Below are 20394 nucleotides of genomic sequence, written 5' to 3'. Positions count from 1 at the left end.
CGCGCTGTGCGCGCTTTTCACCACTGGCGCGCCGTCAGTGCTTCTTCACCAGAAGCTCGGTGTTGCGGTCACCCGGCATACCCGCCAGCCCGCTCCGGAGGCCCGGTGAGTTGAACGAGAGCTCCCGATAAAGCGCGGCCAGGCCGCTCTGGGACAGGTCGGTGAAATCCGTACGGTGCGGCGCGGCCGACTCCACCAGCGTGGTGAACAGCGACAGCGTCCCGTCGTGGTTGTCGGCCAGCTCGATCACCCGCGCCAGCTGCGGATAGTCGACGTGGGAGGCGGTGGAGATCTCCCAGAAGCCGTCGTGCGGGACGATCCTGTTCAGGTGGGAGTGACCGTTGATCCACGCGGCCACGTTGCGGTGCTTCCGCAGCACTGCCAGCAGCTCCTGCCCGCCGTGGCGCTTCTCGTGCCGGCGGGCGGGATCGGGGACGAGGTTGGTCATGGCCCAGCTCGGGTGGTGACTGAAGATCAGCACGACGTCGTCGGCGTGGGTCTTCAGCGTCCGCTCCAGCCAGGCCAGCTGCCGGGTGCCGACCGATCCCCGGTAGTCGCCGCCGCGGTCGGTCGTGTCCAGGCTGATGCCGACGACCCCGTCGGCGATCCGGAAGGAGTAGTCCAGGCGGCCGCTGTCGAGATTGTCGCGGGTGTAGCCGTGGCCGACCGGTCCGGGCCCGGCGTACGCCGGGTCGAGGTGAGCGGCGAGGTACGCGTGCGGGCTCACGGGGGCGCGGCGCTCGTCGGCGGTGACCGTGCGGGCCCTGCGCCGGTAGTGCTGCCACGCGGCGCGGAAGCGGGCGCCGGTGGGGTCGCCATGGCGCAGCGCCCGATAGACGGCGCCGGCCTCGGAGGCGGGCAGGTCGAACAGCTTGCGCGAGCCGGTGGCCAGGTCGGCGAAGAAGCCGCCGGCCGCGGAGTAGGCGCCGCCGAAGAGCCGGTCGTGGTTGCCGATGGTGGAATACCACGGCACGGCCAGGCCGGGGCTGCTCACCTCGCGGACGGCCGCCTCCAGGAAACCCTCCAGGTGCGGGAACCCCGCCCGCTTGTCGATGTCGCGTACGCCTGACTCGGGCTGCCAGTAGAGGCCCAGGCCGGAGCCCTGCACGCCCTCGTACGCGCCCGGGTCGCCGGTGTCAGGGGTGAAGCGCCCGCCGCTCATGGCGGTGAGGAACCACTCCAGCTCGATCCGGGAGTTGTTGTCGGTGTTGTCGCCGGTGGTCATGACGAAGCCGATCGGCGCCCGGGTGGCCGGGCCATACCGCAGGGCGTTGACCTGCTCGATCAGCGAGACGGCTCCGACGGCGGTCAGCGCCTCCTGCGGGCGCCAGGAGCCCATGTCGGCGGCGCGCAGGAACTCGTAGCGCTGCGGGTTCTGCACGTCGGTGATGTGCAGGTCGGTGAACTGGACGAAGCAGGCCAGCGCCGTGCGGCTTTCCGCCCTGCCCTTTCCGGCCCCGGCCAGTTCGGTGCGGGTCACCCGCCGCCAGCCGGGGCCGTCGGACAGCCGGCGATATCCGCCGGCGCCGCGCGGTCGCGCGACGGTGTGGACCGTCGTCATGAGCGCGGCCGTCGACGGGGTCACGGCCGAGGAGGCGGCCGGGGCGGCGGAAAGCGCGATGTCCAGTGCGACCCCGGAGGCGGTCGTTCCGGAGGCGAGGAGGAAGGCACGGCGGCTGAGGGTGGGATCCATGATGCTCCCCGGTGGCGGCGAGGCGAACGTCCACCGGGAATGGTCGACAGCCGGAATGACCGCCGCGCTAACACGGCTGAAACGCCGTCCAGCCATATGCGGCCGAGAAATGGCCGTATGCGGGCCGGACGCCTGGCGGCAGCGGATCGGAACCCCGCCGCTTGCCCGCCGTTCAGAAAAGCGCGCTCACGGGTCGCCCGGCCCGGACGACCCCACCGCGGGGCGGCAGATGTCGATCGGCTGGCGCGGAACGTACGTCACGGGCAGCGAGCTGCGGGCGCCCACCGAGGGCCTGGCCGACGTCAAGGTGTACGCCTACGCGGCCCTCACCGGCATCGAGAATCTGACCTCCGCCACCGGTGTGAGCGAGCCGGTGACCGTCGCCGCCGGGCAGGTCGTTCCGCTGCCGCAGGCTGGAATCACGTTGAAGACGACCTCGCCCACGGCGGGCACGGCACGGGTGCGGCCGGCCGCCGTCAACATCGGGCCCTCGCCCACCGCGCCGCTCATCAAGTGCGAGGTGCGGAACGCCGGGACCCTGACCACCTATCCCCTGACCGTGACTCAGGAGGGTCAGTCGAGTCCCACCCCCTCTCCGGACGGCGCCGTCGCCAGCCCGAAGCCGACCCGCACCGTCACGGTCACCGTGACGGCCGGAGACCCGGCCGAAGACACAGCGGGAGACACAGCGGGAGACACGGCCGGCGAATCGGGCGACGACGACCTTGAGCGGGATGCGGGGGCGGCGCAGGACGTGGACACGACCCCGGTAGGCGGGGCTGCGACCGGAGGCGGCGGCGAGGCCGGGCCGGACGGGCGGATGTACGTGCTCGCCGGCCTTGTGATCACCCTCGCCGCCTGCGCCGGGCTCCTGTCACGCCGCCGTCTCCGGTCACGGTGACAGGCCGGCTCCCGAGCCGTCTTTCCGCCGACGGCTACTCCGGAGCGACATACCCCCGTGTCCTCCTGCCCGGCGATCTCGTCGGCGACGGGGCGGTGGGACGACTCTGCGGCTCCATCCGGGTGGAGCGCGTGTCCGTCATCACGGAACCAGTTGCGATTTGCAATCGGAGGACCTAGCGTGGCCCCACTGGTTGCAAAATGCAACCCGAATGGGGAGGCGATGAATGAGCGACATCGAGCCGCAGACCGCGACCGGGAAGGTCCTCTGGCACTTCACCATGTCGCTCGACGGTTTCGTGGCGGGGCCGGGCCACGAGATGGGCTGGATGAGCGGGATCTCGGCCCGTCCGGGGCTGATAGACGAGTACGTCCGGACCACGGGCGCGATACTGGGCGGCCGGGACGGCTGGGACTCCGCCGGAGGCCACCGCCCGTACGGCGGCCTCTGGGAGGGTCCGTTGTTCGTGCTCACCCACCATCCCGAGGACGCGACGCCCGCCGCCGGCGTCACGTTCCTGAGCTGCGACCCGGCGGAGGCGGTGCGGATCGGACTGGAGGCGGCCGGCGGCAAGAACCTCGAAGTCTTCTCCCCCACCATCGGGCGGCGTCTTCTCGAACTGGGTCTGATCGACGAGATCGACCTGCACATCGCGCCGGTCCTGCTCGGCGAGGGCATCCGGCTGTACGACAACCCCGGAGGTGAGCCGATCCGCCTCCACCGGCTCGGCCCGGTCGACCCCGCGTCGGTGGTGAACATCCGCTACCGCCCGGCAACGACGGCGCGGGTCCCGGCCGAAGCCGTGGAGTGACCCCCCGGCGGAGCCGCCAGCGTGCGGTCACCACGCCCATCAGCGGGCGCGGGTCCGCGGCGGGGGTGTCAATCCTTGCTGTGCCCGGGGTTCCGGCGGGCGACGTACAGGCGGTCGCCCTCGGGGCCGGTCCACTCCAGCCGTACGACGCCGGGCACGGCGGCCTGGCCGATGCGCGACGGGTCGGCCCAGTAGCCGGCGTTGGGGTTGCGGAAGAACGTCGCCCACAACTGGCCGCTGCGGTCCGCGAAGATGTTGTTGTGGCCGGCGCCGACCCCCAGGGTCCACCGCTTGGAGTAGGGCCCCTCGAACCTGTCGGCGACGGCGACGATCGCGTCGTACTGGTACTGCACGCGGCCCGCGGCCGCCGTGTCGTAGGCGTAGCGCGTGCCGCCGTCGGGGCCGGCCGACGACCGGTCCCACGCGGCGTGGACGAGGTAGTACTTGCCGTCGTACTTGAACACGTACGCGCCTTCGAGATAGGGCTCGGGCGCGTAGGGCGTCTGCTGGAACCGCGGCAGGTTCGTCGTGGGGATGATGTCCTCCATGTCATCCCGGAACTTCGCGTACAGGTTGTTGTGCAGCACGAGCCACGCCTCGTCGCCCTCGCTGAACAGGCCGCCGTCGATGTGGTGGTAGGCGCCGGGCTTGATGAAGGCCGGCCCGCCGATGAAGGAGTCGCCGAAGGGCTTGTCGTGGTTGCCCTGGACGAGCCGGTAGGGACCCTCAACCCCGCCCTCGCTCACGAGCATGAACGACCCGACCTTCTGTGAGTGGTCGCCCATGCACGCGACGATGTACCACGTGCCGCGGAAGTAGTGCACCTCGGGCGCCCACACGTTGCCGCGCTTGCCGAACTGGTCGTCATACCAGTACTCCTGCCAGGGAGCGACGACCGTGCGCCCGGGCCGGTTCTCGCCTGCGAACTCGGGCGACCACACCTTGCCCTTCTCGGCGTCCGGCCGGATGCCCGTGGTGTCGGCCAGCTTCCACGGCCCGTGCAGCGACGTGGCCGTCCACACGAAGATGCCGTCGTTCCACGGGCCCGCCGCCGCCAGCCCGGGCACCCGCGTGGTGCCGGTGGCGACGTAGACCGGACGACCGCCGACGTCGAAGCAGTTGACGTAGGTGTCCCGCATCCAGACCCGGCCGAGCTCCTCGTCGCGGGGGCGCGGCTCCAGCGGGAGGATGAAGGAGTTGTCGTCACGCGGCCACAGGTCCGTCCGCGTGTCCGCCAGGCCGTACGGCGTGAGCTCGGGCCAATTGGACGGGTAACGCCCCTTCGGCCCGCCCCCGTGCGGCAGCTCCTTCGGGTCCGCGTGCGCGGCGGCCGGGGGCAGCGCCGCCGCTCCCAACAGGCCTGCGACACCGGCCAGCACGGACCGCCGGCCCACCTGAAATCCGTTATCGGCACCAGTCATCGGTAAGGGTCCTCCTTTTCCACGAAGGGCGCGGGCGCCCTGCCGGGAGGACACGGTAGTAAGAGTCATTTCGACAGTGAACAGACGACAAAAAGGTTCTCGGCGCACGGCCGGACCGGCGTCGCGGACGTGAGCAGAGAGGGCGCCGAGGCCGCGCACCGAAATCGGATCAGCTTTTCCACGCGATGCAACAACGAAATGAATCGGCCGGAAAAACGGGCGGCCGGCAACCGGAGAATCGTTCTCCATGATTTCCTGAAGCCGTCTCGGGATGCCGAAAAACCGGTTGCGGGAGACGACCGGAAAGCGGAACCCTCACCGGCGTGAAGATGCATGCCGACCAGCTGACGGTGTCACCGCAGACCGTGCGCGCCTTGGTGGACGAGCAGTTCCCGCAGTGGCGCGGCCTGCCCGTCACGGGCGTCGCCTCTCACGGGACGGTCAACGCCATCTTCCGTGTCGGCGACCGCCTCACGGCCCGCTTCCCCCTGCAGCCGCGGCCGGTCGACGTCACGCGGCGGTGGCTGGAGTCCGAAGCGGAGGCGGCCCGCGAACTGGCGGCCGCCACCCGCTTCCCCACCCCCGAGCCGGTCGCGCTCGGCGAGCCCGGTGCGGGATATCCGCTTCCGTGGTCGGTGCAGACGTGGCTGCCCGGCACCGTGGCGACCGACGAGGACCCGGGCGAGTCGATCGCGTTCGCCCACGACCTCGCCGATCTCATCACCGACCTGCGCGCGGCCGGCACGCGCGGCCGTACGTTCTCCGGCACGGGCCGGGGAGGCGACCTTACGGCCCACGACGCGTGGATGGAGACCTGCTTCGAGCGCAGTGAAGGACTGCTGGACGTTCCCCGGCTGCGCCGCATGTGGGACGCGTTTCGCAGCCTGCCGCGCGAAGCGGCCGACGTGATGAATCACAGTGATCTCATCCCCGGCAACGTGCTCGTGTCCGCCGGCCGGCTCGCCGGGATTCTCGACGGCGGCGGGTTCGGGCCGGCCGACCCCGCCCTCGATCTCGTGAGCGCCTGGCATCTGCTGGAGGCCGCGCCGCGCCAGGTGCTCCGTCTCGGCCTGGGGTGCGACGACCTCGAGTGGGAGCGGGGCAAGGCGTGGGCCTTCGCCCAGGCGATGGGACTCGTCTGGTACTACCTGGAGACCAACCCGGCCATGAGCCGGATGGGCCGGCGCACCCTGGACCGCATCCTGGCGGACGGCGGCCCCGCCTGAGCCCGCGACGCCTCCGGCCGCCCCCGGCCACCTCCGACCAGGCTCAGCCGCGGGTGACGTCGACGCCGCCGAAGACGCTGTAGTTGCGGACGCGGACGACACGGCAGGAGGCGTCCGGCGTGTCCTGTGTGCCCGGCTCCACCTTACGGCCGCCGAACAGGCTGAAGCTCTCGACCTCCACTGTCACGTCGGCGGGCACCCGCAGCCGCACCCCGCCCGCGATCGAGATCTTCGTCACCGAGGTGATCGCCTCGATCCGGGCGTCGCGCAGGTCGAGGTCGGCTCCCCCGATGGGAGTGAGGACGACCGTGTCCGCGGGCATCCGCCCCGGGCCCCGGCGCTTCAGGCCGCCGATGAGGGAGACGTGCCAGTCCGTACGCTGCGATGATGTCGTGTTCGTCATGACCTTCACGCTACGGATCGGCCGATGTGGCGATAAGTGCCGCACGTCGCGTCCTGACCATGACACCCGTCATATCCGCAGCCGCCGGCGGCCGGGGGCGGCCGGCTCCGTGGCGGAGCCGGTACGCGCGGAGAGCGGGGCCGACCTGCGGTGACACTGCGTGCACGCACCATAATGGTGGGGCCCGCGCGGAAGGGGGCCGCACCGATGAACGACGACGCCGCGCCCGCGATCGCCGCCGGCGAGCCGTCGATCCTGGTGTTCGACGTCAACGAGACGCTGATCGACTTCGAGTCGATGAACCCGCTTTTCCAGCGCGTCTTCGGGGACGCCCGGGTGATGCGCGAATGGCTCGGCCATCTTTTCCTGTATTCGATGGCCATCACCGCGGCGGGCCTCTACGAGCAGTTCTTCACCCTGGGGCAGGGGCTGCTCAGAATGCTCGGCGACATCCACGGGGTGACGGTCACCGACGCCGACATCGAACAGATCAGCCAAGGCATGCTGACCATGCCACCCCATCCCGACGTGGAAGCCGGCCTGACCCGGCTCGCGGACGCCGGATTTCGCCTGGTGACGCTCACGAACTCGCCTCTCGGCCCCGGTGGCCGGAGCCCGCTGGAGCATGCCGGTCTGGCGCACTTCTTCGAGCGGCAGTTCAGCGTCGACACGGTCCGCGCCTACAAACCGGCGCCCCGGGTCTATCACCTGGTCACGCAGTCTCTCCGGGTCCCCCCGGCCTCGTGCTTCCTGGTCGCCGCGCACCTGTGGGACACGATGGGCGCGCAGAGCTGCGGCTACACCGCCGGTCTGATCACCCGGCCGGGGAACGCCCCGCTGCCCGTCGAGTCCCTGCCGAGGCCGGACCTGGTCGCGCCGGACCTGCCCGGCCTGGCCGATCAGCTCATCCGGTTCCGGCGCTGACGGCGAGCTCCACGGGCGGGCGCTCCGGCATCACGCCGGGATCACGCCGGGATCACGACGGCACGCATGACGGCCCCCGGACGTCGCAGGCCGAGCACCGGGCCGGCCGGAAAGGACCGGTCCGATATTGCGTATGTAACCTTGACGTTACCTGCGGCCGATGCCATAGTGTGGGCAGTTGATCAAGATCAACCCCGCTCCCGACTCCCTCTCCATCCACGAACCCGTTGACGCGATCGTTTTTGTTAGCGCTAACAAAGCGCGGTCAGCGGGCACCCTGCCAAGTGCCGACCGAGACGTCCGGCGCGGGATCGCCCATGCCCGCGTGACGGTGTCCGCGGTCGCCTAACCGAACCTCGGCAGGCCACGCCCCCGCACGTCGGCTCAGTCGAGCACGACGCATGGAGGAGTTGATCCGACATGTTCAGACCCCCCATCGAACGCGGACGCCTCGGCACCCTGGCCGCTCGTACGGCGACCGCACTGGCTCTGATCGGCGGCGCGCTCGCGGTGACGCCGCAGGCGCAGGCGGCGCCGCCCGCCGCCCCGGACCGGCCACAGGGTCCTTGTGACATCTACGCCGCCGGCGGCACGCCCTGCGTCGCCGCCCACAGCACAACGCGCGCGCTGTACTCGTCCTACAACGGCCCGCTCTACCAGGTCATGCGCACCTCGGACAACGCGACCAGGGACATCGGCGTCGTCCGCTCCGCCGCCCACCCCTCCCCGGACTCCGGCGGATACGCCGACGCGGCCTCCCAGGACGCGTTCTGCGACCACGTGGTCTGCGTGATCACCAAGATCTACGACCAGTCCGGCACCGGCAACGACCTCTATCAGGCTCCGCCCGGCACGTTCCGGGGCCCGGCCGTCGGCGGCTACGACACCCTCGCGATCGCGGACATGGCGCCGATCACGATCGGCGGCCACAAGGCCTACGGCGTGTACATCATGCCGGGCATGGGGTACCGCAACAACAACGCCACCGGCCTCGCGAAGGGCGACGAGCCGGAGGGCATCTACTACGTCATCGACGGCACCCACTATGACAGCGGCTGCTGCTTCGACTACGGCAACTCCTCGACGAACAGCCGCGCCGTGGGCACCGGCACCATGGAGACCACGTATTTCGGCACCGCCACCGCCTGGGGCAGCGGCAGCGGCCCCGGCCCGTGGATCATGGCCGACATGGAGGCGGGCCTGTTCTCCGGGTACAACGCGAAGCAGAACCCGGCGGATCCGACCATCGACTCCTGGCGATTCGTCACCGCGGTCGTCGACGGCGGCGGCGGGAACCAGTGGGATCTGCGCGGCGGCAACGCCCAGGACGGCCCTCTGACGACCTTCTACAGCGGGATCCGTCCCGGCTCGCTGACCAACAGCAGCTACTACCCCATGCGCAAGAAGGGCGCCGTCCTCCTCGGCACCGGCGGCGACAACGGCAACGGTTCGTCGGGCACCTTCTACGAGGGAGTGATGACGAAGGGTTACCCGTCGGAGGCCACCACGGACGCGGTGCAGGCCAACATCGTGGCCGCCAAGTATGACGTGACGCGTCTGGCGCTGTCGCGGGCCACCACGTTCACCCCGCGCTCCGCGCAGGACGTCACCGAGACGTTCACGAACACCACGGGCTCGGCCGCGGTGGGCGTCAAGCTGAGCCTGTCCGCCCCCGGGGGATGGACCGCCTCGGTCAAGGACACCCGCGACAAGTCGGCGACGTTCCCGTCGGTCGCACCGGGTGAGACCGTGAGCGCGACCTTCACGGTCACCTCCGCGGACAGGACCGGCGCCGGCTATCTGACCGGCAGGGCCGAGTGGACGAACCCCTCGGGCCCGGTGAAGGGCCGCCAGTCCACGGAAACCGCGCAAGCCGTACGCAACGTCCTCCCCATCAAGATCAATGAGGTTCGGTTCCGTACGAGCACCAACGCGACCGACCAGTTCGTGGAGCTCTACAACCCCTCCGCGAACGACATCGACATCTCCGGCTGGACCCTGACCACCACCCCGAGCGGCTCACCCGGCACCACACTGGCCAAGATCCCTGCCGGGACGCGGCTCGCGAGCGGCGCCTACTACCTGCTCGGCCTCGCCGGCTCCGGGCTGGCGGCCCCCGCGAACGCCGAGGACACCACGATCAACGTGAGGAGCACGACCGGCTTCGCGGCCGGCCAGCAGATCGACATCGACACCGGGCACGAGCGGGAGACCCGCACGATCCAGTCGGTCGGGACGGCGGCCAGCCTGGTGACGACTCTGTTCGTTCCCGTCTCCACCGGGCCCTGGATCACGGTCCCCGCCCACTCGACCAACGTGCCCGTCACGAACGCGACCGGTTTCACCGTCGGCGACAGGATCGGCATCGGTTCGGGCGACGACTACGAGCTCGCCACGGTCAGCGCGGTCGGCAAGGCGGCCACACAGACGACCCTGTCGGCCGACGCGGCCGAGGGCGCGACCAACATCAAGGTCGCGGCCGACGCCAACATGACCGTCGGCGACACCCTGACGGTGGACACCGGCGAGAACAAGGAGACCGTCACGGTCGCGAACGTCGGCACCACCGGCGCGAACGGCACTGGCGTCGACCTGGCCGCGCCGTTGCGGCTGGCCCACGCGTCGGGCGTCGACGTGTCCGACCCCGGCACCGGGATCGGCTTCTCGCCGCCGACCCGTCACCCGCACACGAGCGGCGAGCCGGTGCAGGCGCTGGGCGGCGGTCTCACGCTCGACAAGCCGCTCAAGGCCCACCCGATCGGCACGGCCGTGGTCAACCCCCTGGTGACGACGGCGGGCTACCAGGGAACGCCGGCGCCCGACCAGTGGTTCGGGAGCGCCCTGTCCACCAGCGCCGGTTCCATCGCGCTCCTCGACGAACGAGGCGGCGTGGTCGTCGACGCCGTCGTCTACGGCTCCCAGCAGAGCAGTTCGAGCGGCAACGGAACCATCGCCACCCCTGAACTCGCCGTCATGGAGGCCGACCAGGGCAAGGGCGGCTGCATCGCCGTCGTGGCCGGCGCGGCCGCCGGCGCGGGCCGGAGCAACGCCCGCTGGCCCGACGGCACCGACGCCGACAGCCTCTGCCACGACTTCGTCACGTCCAACGCGCCCACTCCGGGCGGGCCCAACTCCAGGTAGCCCGATCGGTTCCCCGGCACCTGCGGTGCCCGCGGTCCCCCCGTGGGCACCCCAGGAGTCCGGCGCGGCGGGCGTGTCCTCTCGACCGGTGCGGCCCGTGCCCGATAGGAGTAGGAAGCTCTCCCCTTCCTGATCGAGATCGGTTATCGATGGTGCCAGGGGCAGGGACGCGCAGAGAGCTTCTGGTCTCCAGACGCTGGATCCAGGCGGCGGCGCTGGTGGCCGTGTTCGGGTTCTTCGTCATGGGGGTGCTCGCCCTCCGTACGTACACGGCGCAGCCGCCCGTGCCACGGCTCGTGGTGAGCGAATCCGGGCAGGAGGTGTACACCGGCCGCGACGTCGCCGACGGGCAGAAGGTCTTCCTGGCCCACGGGCTGATGCAGTACGGGTCGGTGCTCGGGCACGGGGGCTATCTCGGGCCGGACTACACGGCCGACTATCTGCGCCGGGCCGCCACCATCGCCCTGCGGGCCAGCGGCGGCGGCGACCGGGCCCGTGAGCAGCTCGAGCAGGAGTTCCGCACCAACCGCTACGACCCCCGTTCAGGGGTGCTGACCTACACGCGGGCGCAGGCGGACGCCTTCACCGCTCTCGTCGGCCACTATCGCGGCTACTTCGCCGACCCCCGCACCGGCAAGGGACTGCGTCCGTACGCGATCACCGACCCGCGGCAGATCCACCAGCTGACCGCGTTCCTGTCCTGGACGGCCTGGATCGCCGCGGCCGAACGCCCCGGCGAGGACTACTCCTACACCAACAACTGGCCCGGTGAGCCACTGGTGGGCAACGTGCCCACCGCCGACACCGTGCTGTGGAGCGTGGTGTCGCTGATCGCCCTGCTGGCCGGCATCGGGGCGCTGTTCGGAGCCGTCGGCCGGTGGGGCGGCCATCTGGGCTGGCGCGGCCGTCAGGCGGAGACCGTCGACTTCCACTCCCCCGACCAGGTGGCGCTCACGCCCGCGCAACGGGTCACCGCGTTCTTCTTCCTCGTCGTCGCGCTGCTCTTCCTCGCCCAGGTGCTGCTGGGCGGTGCGACGGAGCACTACCGGGCCGACCTCACGAGCTTCTTCGGCTTCGACCTGGCCGGGTTGCTGCCGTTCAACCTGGCCCGCACCTGGCACCTGCAACTGTCGCTGTTCTGGGTGGTGGCCGCCTTCCTCGCGGCCGGCATCTTCCTGGCTCCGCTGATGGCCGGACGCGAGCCACGTGGGCAGGGGAGGCTCGCCTGGACGCTGCTGATCGCCCTGGTGGTCGTGGCGTTCGGCTCCCTCCTCGCAGAAGGGCTGAGCATCCACGGGTTCGTCCCGCCGGGCAGCTTCTGGGGCAGCCAGCAGTTCGAATGGCTCGATCTCCCCCGCGTCTGGCAGATCCTGCTGGCCGCGGGCATGGCCCTGTGGGCGGTGATGATGTGGCGGGTGCTGCGCGGGACCCTGGCGAGGGACAGCCGGGGCAACCTGCCCTGGCTGTTCTTCCTGGCCGGCCTGGCGATCCCCGGCGTCTACGCCGTCGGACTGCTGGCCCGCCCGGGCGACACCTTCACCGCCACCGACTTCTGGCGCTTCTGGGTGGTGCACCTGTGGGTGGAGGACTTCCTCGAACTGTTCACCACCGTCATGGTCGCCTACATGTTCGTCCAGCTGGGCGTGGTGCGGGAGCGGGTCGCCCTCGTGGTGATCTATCTGGACATCATCCTCTACTCGGCCGGCGGCGTGATCGGCACCATGCACCACCTGTACTTCAGCGGCGAGCCCGTGGAGCATCTCGCGCTGGGCGCGTTCTTCTCCGCGATGGAGGTCGTCCCCCTGACCTTCCTGACCGTGGAGGCGTGGTCGTTCGTGCAGCTCGGAGCGCGCCAGCACATGGAGTCGCGCACGCCGTTCCCGCACCGCTGGGCCGTGATGTTCCTGGTCGCCGTCGGCTTCTGGAACTTCCTCGGCGCGGGCGTCTTCGGCTTCCTGATCAACCTCCCGATCGTCTCCTACTACGAGATCGGCACCGGCCTGACGGCCAACCACGCGCACGGCTCGATGATGGGCGTCTACGGCATGCTCGCCGTCGCCCTGGGACTGTTCGCGCTGCGCTATCTGATCCCCGCCGGCCGGTGGCCGGAGAAGTGGGCCAGGGTCTCCTTCTGGTCCCTCAACATCGGCCTGGCCTGGATGTGCTTCGCCACCCTGCTGCCGCTCGGGCTCCTGCAACTGCACGAGTCGGTGGCCTCCGGATATTTCGAGGCGCGCTCGCTCGGCTACATCACCGGCAGCACCAACACGCTGCTGGAGTGGCTGCGGCTGCCCGGCGACGCGCTGTTCATCGTCGGCGGCGTGCTCCCCTTCTGCTGGATCGCCTGGCTCGGCGTACGCCACAGGGGCCGCCAGGCCGCGGCCGACCCGGCCACCGGGCTCACCCCCGCGCCCCGGCTGTCGGACGTCAGGGAGCCGGTGGACAGCGCATGATCGGTCCCTTCGTCACGGAGTCCGTCCTGGCGTACGGCTACGCGGCCGCGCTGCTCGTCACCGCCGCCGGGCTGGACCGTCTGGCCCGCCGCGTCGCCGGGCGGTCCGAACGCCGCCGCAGGCCCGGCCGCACCCCCTCGCACGACGGGCGCGAGATCGTCCGGGCGCCGCGGCCCTGGCCGCACTCCGAGGCGGGGCGCTTCCACCGCGGGCTCGCTCTCGTGCTGGTCGTCCTGGCCGCCTCGCTGACGCTCGTCGAGGCGGTGCGCCATCCAGCCTGGCCCGACCTCGCCCTGGCCGCCGCCGTGCTCGCGGCCGCCGCCGTCACGGGACGGTGGCTGACCGGCCACCTGCGCGCCGCCCCCGCAGGCTTTCCCGAGCCCGGGCAGAGGACGGCGAATCGCGACCGGTAGTACCTTCCTGAGACGTCAGGGCCTCCCTGTGCTTTCCCAGGGCGTCAAAGCCGGTGGCGGCGTCGCCGAAGAACCGGCGCACCGGTGACAACCGTGAGACCGACAACCGAATGCACTCCTCGTGGATCTAATGCGCATGACTAGCAAGGCATCGGGCCCCGAGGGTCCCTTACGCCTGGGCCCGTACTGGCTGGCGACAAGGCTGGGATCGGGTGGGCAGGGCGTCGTCTACGAGGCGTACGACGAGGCCGCCAACCGGGTCGCCGTCAAGGTGCTGCACGCCTATCTCGCCGGCGACCATCCCCTGCGGCGGCGATTCGCCAAGGAAGCGCGGGCGGCCGAGCGGGTGCCGCCGTTCTGCACTGCCCGGGTGCTCGGGCACGACCTCCACGGCGACCGCCCGTACATCGTCAGCGAGTTCGTCCCCGGCCCCAGTCTGCGCCGGGCGGTGCGCGAAGGGCCGCCGCTGGGCCCCGAGGCGCTGCACCGGCTCGCCGTCGGCATCGCCACCGCGCTGACCGCCATTCACGAGGCCGGGGTGGTCCACCGCGATCTCAAACCGGAGAACGTGCTGCTCGGCCCGGACGGCCCCCGGGTCATCGACTTCGGCATCGCCCGTGCGGCCGGAGTGACGACCGGCACCACCGAAGGACTCGTGGGCACCCCCGCCTACATGGCGCCCGAGCTGTTCTCCGGCGGCCAGGCCGAGCCGGCGGCCGACGTGTTCGCCTGGGCGGCGGTGCTCCTGTTCGCCGCCACCGGCCGCGACGCGTTCGACGGGCCCACACCGATCGCGGTGATCAACCGGCTGCTGACCCATGATCCCGATCTCGGTGCGCTGCCCGCGGGGCTGCGCGAACTCGCCGCCGCCGCCCTGTCCAAGGAGCCGGCCGGCCGCCCCTCCGCCCAGGGGCTCCTGCTGAGCCTTCTCGGCGGAAGCGGGACCGGCAGCGCCCTGCTCGTCGGCGGCACGCGGGCCGCCTCGGGCGTACGGCCTCCGGACTCCCTGGCGGCGGAACCCGCGCTCGGCGTCGTCGCCGAGCAGGTGTACGCGGCGCTGCCGCCGGACGAGCGCGAGGTGGCACGCGATCTGCTGTTGCGCCTGGTGGACGTGCGGGACGGTGAGGAGGTGGCGCGCAGCGCGGCCCTCGGCGAGCTCGTCGAGGGGCGGCCCGACGCGGAGGAGGCCCGGCGAGTGCTCCAGGCACTTGATCGGGCGTCGCTGGTCCGCCTGGATGCCGGCACCGTCACCTTGGGCAAGGCCGCGCTGCTGCGGGCCTGGCCCCGCCTGCATGAATGGGTCACCTCCGATCCCGAGTCGATCGGCCGTCACCGCCGGCTCGGCGAGGCCGCCCGCCGCTGGACAGCGAACGGGCGCCTGGCCGAGGACCTCCTGCGAGGCGGCGCCCTGCACGCCGCCCTGGCCTGGACGGCGTCGACGCGCCTCACGCTCAACTCCCTGGAGACAGAGTTCCTCCGGCGAAGCGGCGCCGACTCGGCGCGGCAGGGCAGGCGGCGCAGGCTGCTGGCGGGCACGGTGGCGATGCTGCTCGTCGGCGCGCTCACCGGCGGACTGTTCGCCTGGCAGCAGGCACGCAGAAGTGAGGCGAGCGACCTGCGGCTCGCTGAGCAGCGTGCTCAGGCCGCCGCTCGCCGGGTCGCCCTGCAGGCCGACGCGTTGCGCGACAGCGACCCGGTGAAGGCGATGCTGCTGAGCGTCGCCGCCTATCGAATCGCACCGGTGCCTGAGGCGAGGGCGGCGGTGTTCAGCGCACTGGCGCAGCAGGAGCATCGCGTCTTCAAGGACCCGGCGCTCGCCAACGAGGGGCGGGCGCTCAGCGTCGACGGACGGATACTGGTCAGCGCGGGCGCCGACAGGGTGACCGCCTACGACGTCGGCACCGGCAAGACGATCAGGACCTTCACCGGGGTCGGGCACGGCCCCTTCAGCGCCGCCCTGAGCCCGGACGGCGACACCCTCGCACTGGGCAGGAACGGGATCCACCTGTGGAGCCTGCGCACCGGCGAGCGCCTCGGCGACGGGGCGGTCGTGCCGAGAAGGCAGAACGCGGGCAAGGGCGACCCCAGCGAACTGCGTTTCAGCCCAGGGGGCGGATACCTGTGGGCGTACGAGAACCGGGGCGGGCCGTACCACGCGTTGTGGAACGTCGGGAAACGGCGGCTGGAGATTCCGCCGGCGACGCTGCCGGAGTCGGAGATCCTGGCGTTGAATGCCGCGACGCTGGGCCCGCACGACGACTTCGGCGTGGTGGCCGTCACGGACGGGGAAAGGCCGACGGCCACGCTGCGGGCGTTTCCCGCAGGCGGACCCGTCCGTGGCATGCGGCTCCCGGGAAGCCTCCCCGGCAGGATCCTCGCCTTCTCCCCCGACGCCACTCTCGCCGTGATCGCGGACCACGAGACGGGTGAGGAGAAGGTCAGGCTGTGGAACCTGACCACAGGCGAGTGGGGGCGAAACTTACACGGCCCGAGCCAGGACGCGGTCTTCAGCGCGGACGGCACGCTGCTGGTCACCTACGACGCCGGCGGGCAAGGGACCACCGTCGCACTGTGGCGGCTGAAGGACGGCGTCCGGCTTCTCGATATGACCGTCGACGCCGCGATCGTGGGGTCCCCGAGAATCAGCCCCGACAACCGTACGCTCACCCTGCTCGACGAAACGGGACAGGTGACGGCCTACGACATCAGCCGGCACACGCGGCCACCCGACGTCCCGGATGCCGACGCGGAGAACAGGGAGCTCGACGTCACCGGCGACACCCTGTTCGCCCTGGCCGGCGGTGTGCTGCACCGATGGGCGCTGCCCGCCCTCACGGAGACGAACCTGAAGATCAAGCCGGGCACGAACAAGTTCGAAGAGCTGGGCATGGCCGTCTCCCCGGACGGCCGCACGCTGGCGACCAGCGTCTTCAATGCCTCCACGCCGAAGCTGACGCTGTGGGACATCGAGACCCGGCGCAAACTGGGCGACGTCACGCTGAAGGAGGAGAGCGCGGAGAACCGCGAACTGCGGTTCAGCCCGGATGGCCGCCTCCTCGCCCTCAGCCACAGTCTGCCCAGCGACTACACCGGTAAGGGCGGTGTCGAGATCGTGGATGTCGGGCGTCGCGAGCAGGTGATGCGGTTCACGCCGGTCGCGGGGGGACACATGTCCTTCAGCGCCGACGGAAAGACCCTCGTCACCGCCGACGACGGCGGCGTCGACGTCATCGACCTCGTGGAAAAGAAGGTACTGCCGCGGTCGGAGGGCCCCGGCACACTGGCCAAGGGCTGGATGACACTGGCCCCGAAGGGCGGCCTCGCGGCATCCCCGTACGGGGGCAGAGCGGTGGCCTTGTGGAACACACGCACCTGGAAGCCGACCGGGCGCCTGCTCAAGCTGCCCGGGAACGCGCTGAGCGGAAGGTTCTCCCCCGACGGACGGTTCCTGGCGGTCAGCCATGACACCCGCGTCACGCTGTTCGACGTGGCCGGCGGCTACCAGCTGGGCGCTCCGCAGGTCGTCACCGTGGGCGACGCCGAGCAGGGAAACCCGGTGCCACCTGTCATGGCCTTCTCCGCGGACGGCAGTGTGCTGCGCGTCCTCGGAGCCGACGGCACTCTTCACGAACTCCCCCTCGACGCCGGCCACGCCGCACCCGAGGTCTGCCGGCGCGCCGGCCGGCAACTGACCCCGGCCGAGTGGCGGGAACACGTCGGCGGGGAAGTGCCCTACACGAAGATCTGCTGAGGTCGCGGTCCCGCTTCGCACGTGATCGGCGGCCGGCGGCTCCGGGAGCGCAGGGGGATTCACGCGCTCTTGGCGGCGCGGTTCAGACGCAGGGCGGAGACGAGGAAGAAGATGCCGCCGAAGAGCGCATAGCCGGCGAGATTGGTCAGCGACGCGGCCGGGGTGCCGGCCTGGACGATGAACGCGGTCCCGGCGACCGCGGAGATCCCTCCGCTGAGGATCATCGCCCACTGGCCCCCGAGGCTGCGCCGGCTGACGCCGACGATGAGCTGCACGATTCCGGCGGTGATCGCCCAAGCGCCCCAGACCCGCAGCACCGCGGGCACGCCCGAGGCCGCCGTGACGGCCAGGCCCACGGCGGTGAGCAGGCTGAGGACCAGGTTGACGTACAGGGCCGCGGTGGGGCGCGCGGTCGTGGAGCGCAGATCGACGAGCGCCGCGGCGACGTCGAACAGCGGATAGATCACGAGCAGTGCCGTGCCCAGCGGGCCGGAAGCCGGTTGCGTCAGGAACAGCAGGATCGCCCAGATGAGGGCGAATGCGAAGCGCACCACGTAGAGGTTCCGCAACGCCATGGCGGTGCGGCTGGCGCTTCTGTCGGCGACGGTGGTCATCGTCTCCCCTTTCGGCAGGCAGGCTAGGTAGAATGACTAGTAACTCTACCTGGCAGACAGTAGCCCGCCGGGAGGTCCGGCGCAAGGGAGGAATGCGTATGATCTCGAGCATGAGCAGCAGCCCGATGCGTGAGCGCCTCGTCGAGGCGGCGACCGAGCTGTTCTACGCGCATGGGCTCCGCGCCGTGAGCGTCGACAAGGTCATCGACCTGGCCGGCACGACGAAGGTCACGTTCTACCGGCACTTCAAGAGCAAGGACGACCTCGTCGTCGCCTACCTCGAACGCCGCGCCGCCCTGGAGCGCGACGGCATCTGCGCGGCCATCAAGCAGGGCGACGGCGATGTCGACGCCACCCTGCGGGCGATCGCGGAGGCGATCGGGATGATCGCCTGCACGCCCGGCTTCCGCGGCTGTCCCTTCATCAACGCCGCCGCCGAACATCCCGACGCGGACAGCCCGGTCCGCAAGGCCGTCGAGGCGCATCGCCGCTGGAACAGGACGGCGTTCGAGCAGCTGATCGCCCCGCTCGGGATCGCGAACGCCGCCGAGGTCGCCGACGACCTGATGCTGATCCGCGACGGCGCCATGGTCGCCGGATATCTCGACCAGCCGGCCACCGTCGCCGCCTCGTTCCTCCGCAGCAGCCGGGCCGTCATCGGCATCGGCGACTCGGCCCGGAGCTGAGCGGGCGGCCCTCGGCGATGCCTCACGGCGTGCCGGTCCGCCTCGTCTGACCGGCTTGGACCGAAAGTCCCACGATCAGGGGACTTCATGCCGGTCTGAGCGTGCCGTACGGCACCTGCGGCACGGCCGGTGATCGCGGTTTCCTTGAGGTGTCGAAAAGAGCGAAAAGACGTTGAAAGGGGCCGGTCATGGCCACCATCGAAGGGCGTAACCAGAGGAACCACCACCTCCGCGCCGCCGCTCCCACCGTCCCCGCCCCCCGCACGCACGGCGAGACGACCACCACCGCCACCATGGGCACCGGCCCGGTGCGGTACGTGTGGGCCGCCGCCCGGATCGCCATCGGCTGGGTGTTCCTGTGGGCCTTCCTGGACAAGCTGTTCGGCTGGGGCTTCGCCACCCCCGCCGCCAAGGCGTGGATCAACGGCGGCAGCCCGACCACGGGCTTCCTGAAGGGCACGGCCGACCACACCTTCGGCGGCCTGTTCAACACCCTCGCGGGTCAGGCCTGGGTCGACTGGCTGTTCATGACCGGTCTCGCCGGCATCGGCGCCGCCCTCGTCCTCGGCATCGGAATGCGCATCGCCGCCGCGACCGGCGGACTGCTCCTGCTGATGATGTGGGCCGCGGAACTGCCGCTGACCACCAACCCCTTCATGGACGAGCACATCGTCTACGCCATCGTCCTGGCGGGACTCGCCCTCGCCGGCGCCGGCACCACCCTCGGGCTCGGCACCCGGTGGGCCGCCACCCGCCTCGTCCGCCGCTTCCCGATCCTCAAGTAGACCTGCGGCCCATCGGCTCCGGCGCCCACCCCCGGCCCCCTGGGGGTGGGCGCCGGCCTGACCCGGCCACCGGCTCGCCTTCGCGTCCGCGACCCCCGCGGGCGCTCGCTGCATGTCAGCGGTGGGGCCGCCCTGTTCAACCTCCGGCTCGCCGTACGGACGGCCGGTCTCTCCGGAGACGGTCTCTCCAAAAAACGGCCTACTGCTCGCGGGGCAGGCCGGGCGGGTTGACCAGGGATTCGGGGACGGCCTCGCTGGACAGGCCCCAGCGGGCGAGCACCTTGCCGTAGGTGCCGTCCTCGATGAGGGCGTTGAGGGCGTCGGCGATCGGCTCGGCCAGGCCGTTGCCCTTCTGCGTCATCGCGGCGATGAGCCCCTGGAGCGTGGGACCGGCGCCGGAGTAGGTGCCCACGATCTTCGTGTCGCCGCTCACCGCGGCGTGATAGGCGGAGGTGGGGTTGGGCCCGAAGTACGCCTGGATCCGGCCCGACCTGAGCGCCAGGTAGGTGTCGGCCGCCTGCTTGTAGTACTGGATCCGGACGGGCTTCAGCCCGGCGGCCTGGTTCTGCTTGTCCCAGCCCAGCAGGATCTTCTCCTGGTTGGTGCCGGAGCCCACGGCCACGCTGAGCCCGGCGACGTCGGCCGGCTTGGCGATGGAGGTGATCGTGCTGCCCTTCGGCACCTCCCAGGCGAGCTGGTCCAGCCGGTAGGTGGCGAAGTCGTAGATGTCCTTGCGTTCCTCGGTGACGGTGATGTTGGAGAAGCCGGCGGCGTACTTGCCGGACCGCACCGCGAGGAACAGGTTCTCCCACGACGTGGCCTCGATGCGCAGCTTGAGGCCGAGCACGTCGGCGACGAGGGAGGCGATGTCCTCCTCCACCCCGATCGGGGTGACGTTGTCGTCGGCGACGAACGACAGCGGCGGCTCGAACGTGGAGGTGCCGATCAGGAACTCCCCCTTGGCCCGGATCGCGGCGGGCACCTCGGCGGCGATCGCCTCCACCTTCGCGGCCCGGATCCGGTTCTGCTCCGGGCTCGTGTTGATCTTCAAGACGCCGGGCGGGACGGCCTCGGCGGCGCCGGCCGCGCCGTCGTCGGGAACCGTGCCGCAGGCGGCGAGCAGCAGCAGTGCGGACGCGCCGAGCACGGACAACCGGGACAGGGATGACTTC

15 protein-coding genes are annotated in these 20394 nt (G+C 71.0%); 10 read left to right on the top strand and 5 right to left on the bottom strand.

The annotated features are described in order from the left end of the window. Positions 1-34 precede the first annotated feature (34 nt). Complete coding sequence (locus FLX08_RS18005; protein WP_142620030.1) at positions 35-1693, bottom strand: TIGR03767 family metallophosphoesterase; 1659 nt, start codon at positions 1691-1693, stop codon at positions 35-37. A 229-nt stretch (positions 1694-1922) separates the two neighbouring features. On the opposite strand from FLX08_RS18005, the gene FLX08_RS18000 reads away from it, so the two are divergent. Together FLX08_RS18000 and FLX08_RS17995 are read left to right on the top strand one after the other, a co-directional pair. Further along, a complete protein-coding gene (locus tag FLX08_RS18000; RefSeq protein ID WP_142620029.1) occupies positions 1923-2594 on the top strand; it encodes a hypothetical protein in 672 nt (223 codons plus the stop codon). Positions 2595-2820: 226 nt separating this feature from the next. Continuing rightward, complete coding sequence (locus tag FLX08_RS17995; protein ID WP_142620028.1) at positions 2821-3405, top strand: dihydrofolate reductase family protein; 585 nt, start codon at positions 2821-2823, stop codon at positions 3403-3405. Between the two features lie 68 nt (positions 3406-3473). Here FLX08_RS17995 and FLX08_RS17990 read toward each other — a convergent pair whose 3' ends face one another. Beyond that, on the bottom strand, positions 3474-4826 hold the full coding sequence (locus tag FLX08_RS17990; protein ID WP_142620027.1) for a family 43 glycosylhydrolase: 1353 nt from the start codon (positions 4824-4826) through the stop codon (positions 3474-3476). A 329-nt stretch (positions 4827-5155) separates the two neighbouring features. Between FLX08_RS17990 and FLX08_RS17985 the strand changes: the two genes are divergently transcribed. Further along, positions 5156-6052 (top strand): aminoglycoside phosphotransferase family protein, encoded by an 897-nt coding sequence (locus FLX08_RS17985; RefSeq protein ID WP_142620077.1) that lies wholly within the window; start codon positions 5156-5158, stop codon positions 6050-6052. Positions 6053-6095: 43 nt separating this feature from the next. On the opposite strand, the gene FLX08_RS17980 is transcribed toward FLX08_RS17985, so the two are convergent. Then, a complete protein-coding gene (locus tag FLX08_RS17980; protein ID WP_142620026.1) occupies positions 6096-6455 on the bottom strand; it encodes a hypothetical protein in 360 nt (119 codons plus the stop codon). 207 nt (positions 6456-6662) lie between these two features. Here FLX08_RS17980 and FLX08_RS17975 point away from each other — a divergent pair, with 207 nt between their 5' ends. From FLX08_RS17975 to FLX08_RS17955, 5 genes are all read left to right on the top strand, one after another. After that, the gene (locus FLX08_RS17975; protein ID WP_142620025.1) at positions 6663-7379 is read left to right on the top strand and encodes a haloacid dehalogenase type II; all 717 of its coding nucleotides are present in this window, start codon (positions 6663-6665) and stop codon (positions 7377-7379) included. A 420-nt stretch (positions 7380-7799) separates the two neighbouring features. Further along, positions 7800-10520: an arabinofuranosidase catalytic domain-containing protein gene (locus tag FLX08_RS17970; RefSeq protein WP_142620024.1), complete on the top strand. Its 2721-nt coding sequence runs from the start codon at positions 7800-7802 to the stop codon at positions 10518-10520. 149 nt (positions 10521-10669) lie between these two features. Beyond that, the gene (locus FLX08_RS17965; RefSeq protein WP_142620023.1) at positions 10670-12973 is read left to right on the top strand and encodes a nitric-oxide reductase large subunit; all 2304 of its coding nucleotides are present in this window, start codon (positions 10670-10672) and stop codon (positions 12971-12973) included. Further along, positions 12970-13386: a hypothetical protein gene (locus tag FLX08_RS17960; protein ID WP_142620022.1), complete on the top strand. Its 417-nt coding sequence runs from the start codon at positions 12970-12972 to the stop codon at positions 13384-13386. Before FLX08_RS17965 ends, FLX08_RS17960 begins: the two co-directional genes overlap by 4 nt. A 136-nt stretch (positions 13387-13522) precedes the next feature. Next, positions 13523-17137 carry a serine/threonine-protein kinase gene (locus FLX08_RS17955; RefSeq protein WP_167530473.1) on the top strand — a complete coding sequence of 1205 codons (3615 nt, stop codon included), beginning with the start codon at positions 13523-13525 and terminating at the stop codon, positions 17135-17137. A gap of 59 nt (positions 17138-17196) precedes the next feature. Here FLX08_RS17955 and FLX08_RS17950 read toward each other — a convergent pair whose 3' ends face one another. Next, complete coding sequence (locus FLX08_RS17950) at positions 17197-17751, bottom strand: hypothetical protein (RefSeq protein ID WP_142620020.1); 555 nt, start codon at positions 17749-17751, stop codon at positions 17197-17199. A gap of 110 nt (positions 17752-17861) precedes the next feature. On the opposite strand from FLX08_RS17950, the gene FLX08_RS17945 reads away from it, so the two are divergent. Further along, positions 17862-18437 carry a TetR/AcrR family transcriptional regulator gene (locus FLX08_RS17945; RefSeq protein WP_244312721.1) on the top strand — a complete coding sequence of 192 codons (576 nt, stop codon included), beginning with the start codon at positions 17862-17864 and terminating at the stop codon, positions 18435-18437. A 188-nt stretch (positions 18438-18625) separates the two neighbouring features. Beyond that, positions 18626-19222, top strand: a complete 597-nt coding sequence (locus FLX08_RS17940; RefSeq protein WP_425280628.1) for a hypothetical protein — start codon at positions 18626-18628, stop codon at positions 19220-19222. Positions 19223-19421: 199 nt separating this feature from the next. Here FLX08_RS17940 and FLX08_RS17930 read toward each other — a convergent pair whose 3' ends face one another. Beyond that, positions 19422-20369, bottom strand: a complete 948-nt coding sequence (locus tag FLX08_RS17930) for an ABC transporter substrate-binding protein (protein WP_244312726.1) — start codon at positions 20367-20369, stop codon at positions 19422-19424. Between the last annotated feature and the right edge of the window lie 25 nt (positions 20370-20394).

This window comes from Microbispora hainanensis, from assembly GCF_006874475.1.
Classification (GTDB): domain Bacteria; phylum Actinomycetota; class Actinomycetes; order Streptosporangiales; family Streptosporangiaceae; genus Microbispora; species Microbispora hainanensis.
Note: the sequence above shows the minus strand (reverse complement) of the source record. Positions and strands in the feature narration are given on the sequence as shown.

Bases quoted from the DNA above. Each gene is read 5' to 3' on its own strand.
- FLX08_RS17995 (WP_142620028.1), top strand. From the start codon at position 2,821: ATGAGCGACATCGAGCCGCAGACCGCGACCGGGAAGGTCCTCTGGCAC.
- FLX08_RS17980 (WP_142620026.1), bottom strand. From the start codon at position 6,455: ATGACGAACACGACATCATCGCAGCGTACGGACTGGCACGTCTCCCTC.
- FLX08_RS17990 (WP_142620027.1), bottom strand. From the start codon at position 4,826: ATGACTGGTGCCGATAACGGATTTCAGGTGGGCCGGCGGTCCGTGCTG.
- FLX08_RS17985 (WP_142620077.1), top strand. From the start codon at position 5,156: ATGCATGCCGACCAGCTGACGGTGTCACCGCAGACCGTGCGCGCCTTG.
- FLX08_RS17955 (WP_167530473.1), top strand. From the start codon at position 13,523: ATGACTAGCAAGGCATCGGGCCCCGAGGGTCCCTTACGCCTGGGCCCG.
- FLX08_RS17960 (WP_142620022.1), top strand. From the start codon at position 12,970: ATGATCGGTCCCTTCGTCACGGAGTCCGTCCTGGCGTACGGCTACGCG.
- FLX08_RS17945 (WP_244312721.1), top strand. From the start codon at position 17,862: ATGAGCAGCAGCCCGATGCGTGAGCGCCTCGTCGAGGCGGCGACCGAG.
- FLX08_RS18000 (WP_142620029.1), top strand. From the start codon at position 1,923: ATGTCGATCGGCTGGCGCGGAACGTACGTCACGGGCAGCGAGCTGCGG.
- FLX08_RS17965 (WP_142620023.1), top strand. From the start codon at position 10,670: ATGGTGCCAGGGGCAGGGACGCGCAGAGAGCTTCTGGTCTCCAGACGC.
- FLX08_RS17940 (WP_425280628.1), top strand. From the start codon at position 18,626: ATGGCCACCATCGAAGGGCGTAACCAGAGGAACCACCACCTCCGCGCC.
- FLX08_RS17970 (WP_142620024.1), top strand. From the start codon at position 7,800: ATGTTCAGACCCCCCATCGAACGCGGACGCCTCGGCACCCTGGCCGCT.
- FLX08_RS17950 (WP_142620020.1), bottom strand. From the start codon at position 17,751: ATGACCACCGTCGCCGACAGAAGCGCCAGCCGCACCGCCATGGCGTTG.
- FLX08_RS17975 (WP_142620025.1), top strand. From the start codon at position 6,663: ATGAACGACGACGCCGCGCCCGCGATCGCCGCCGGCGAGCCGTCGATC.
- FLX08_RS18005 (WP_142620030.1), bottom strand. From the start codon at position 1,693: ATGGATCCCACCCTCAGCCGCCGTGCCTTCCTCCTCGCCTCCGGAACG.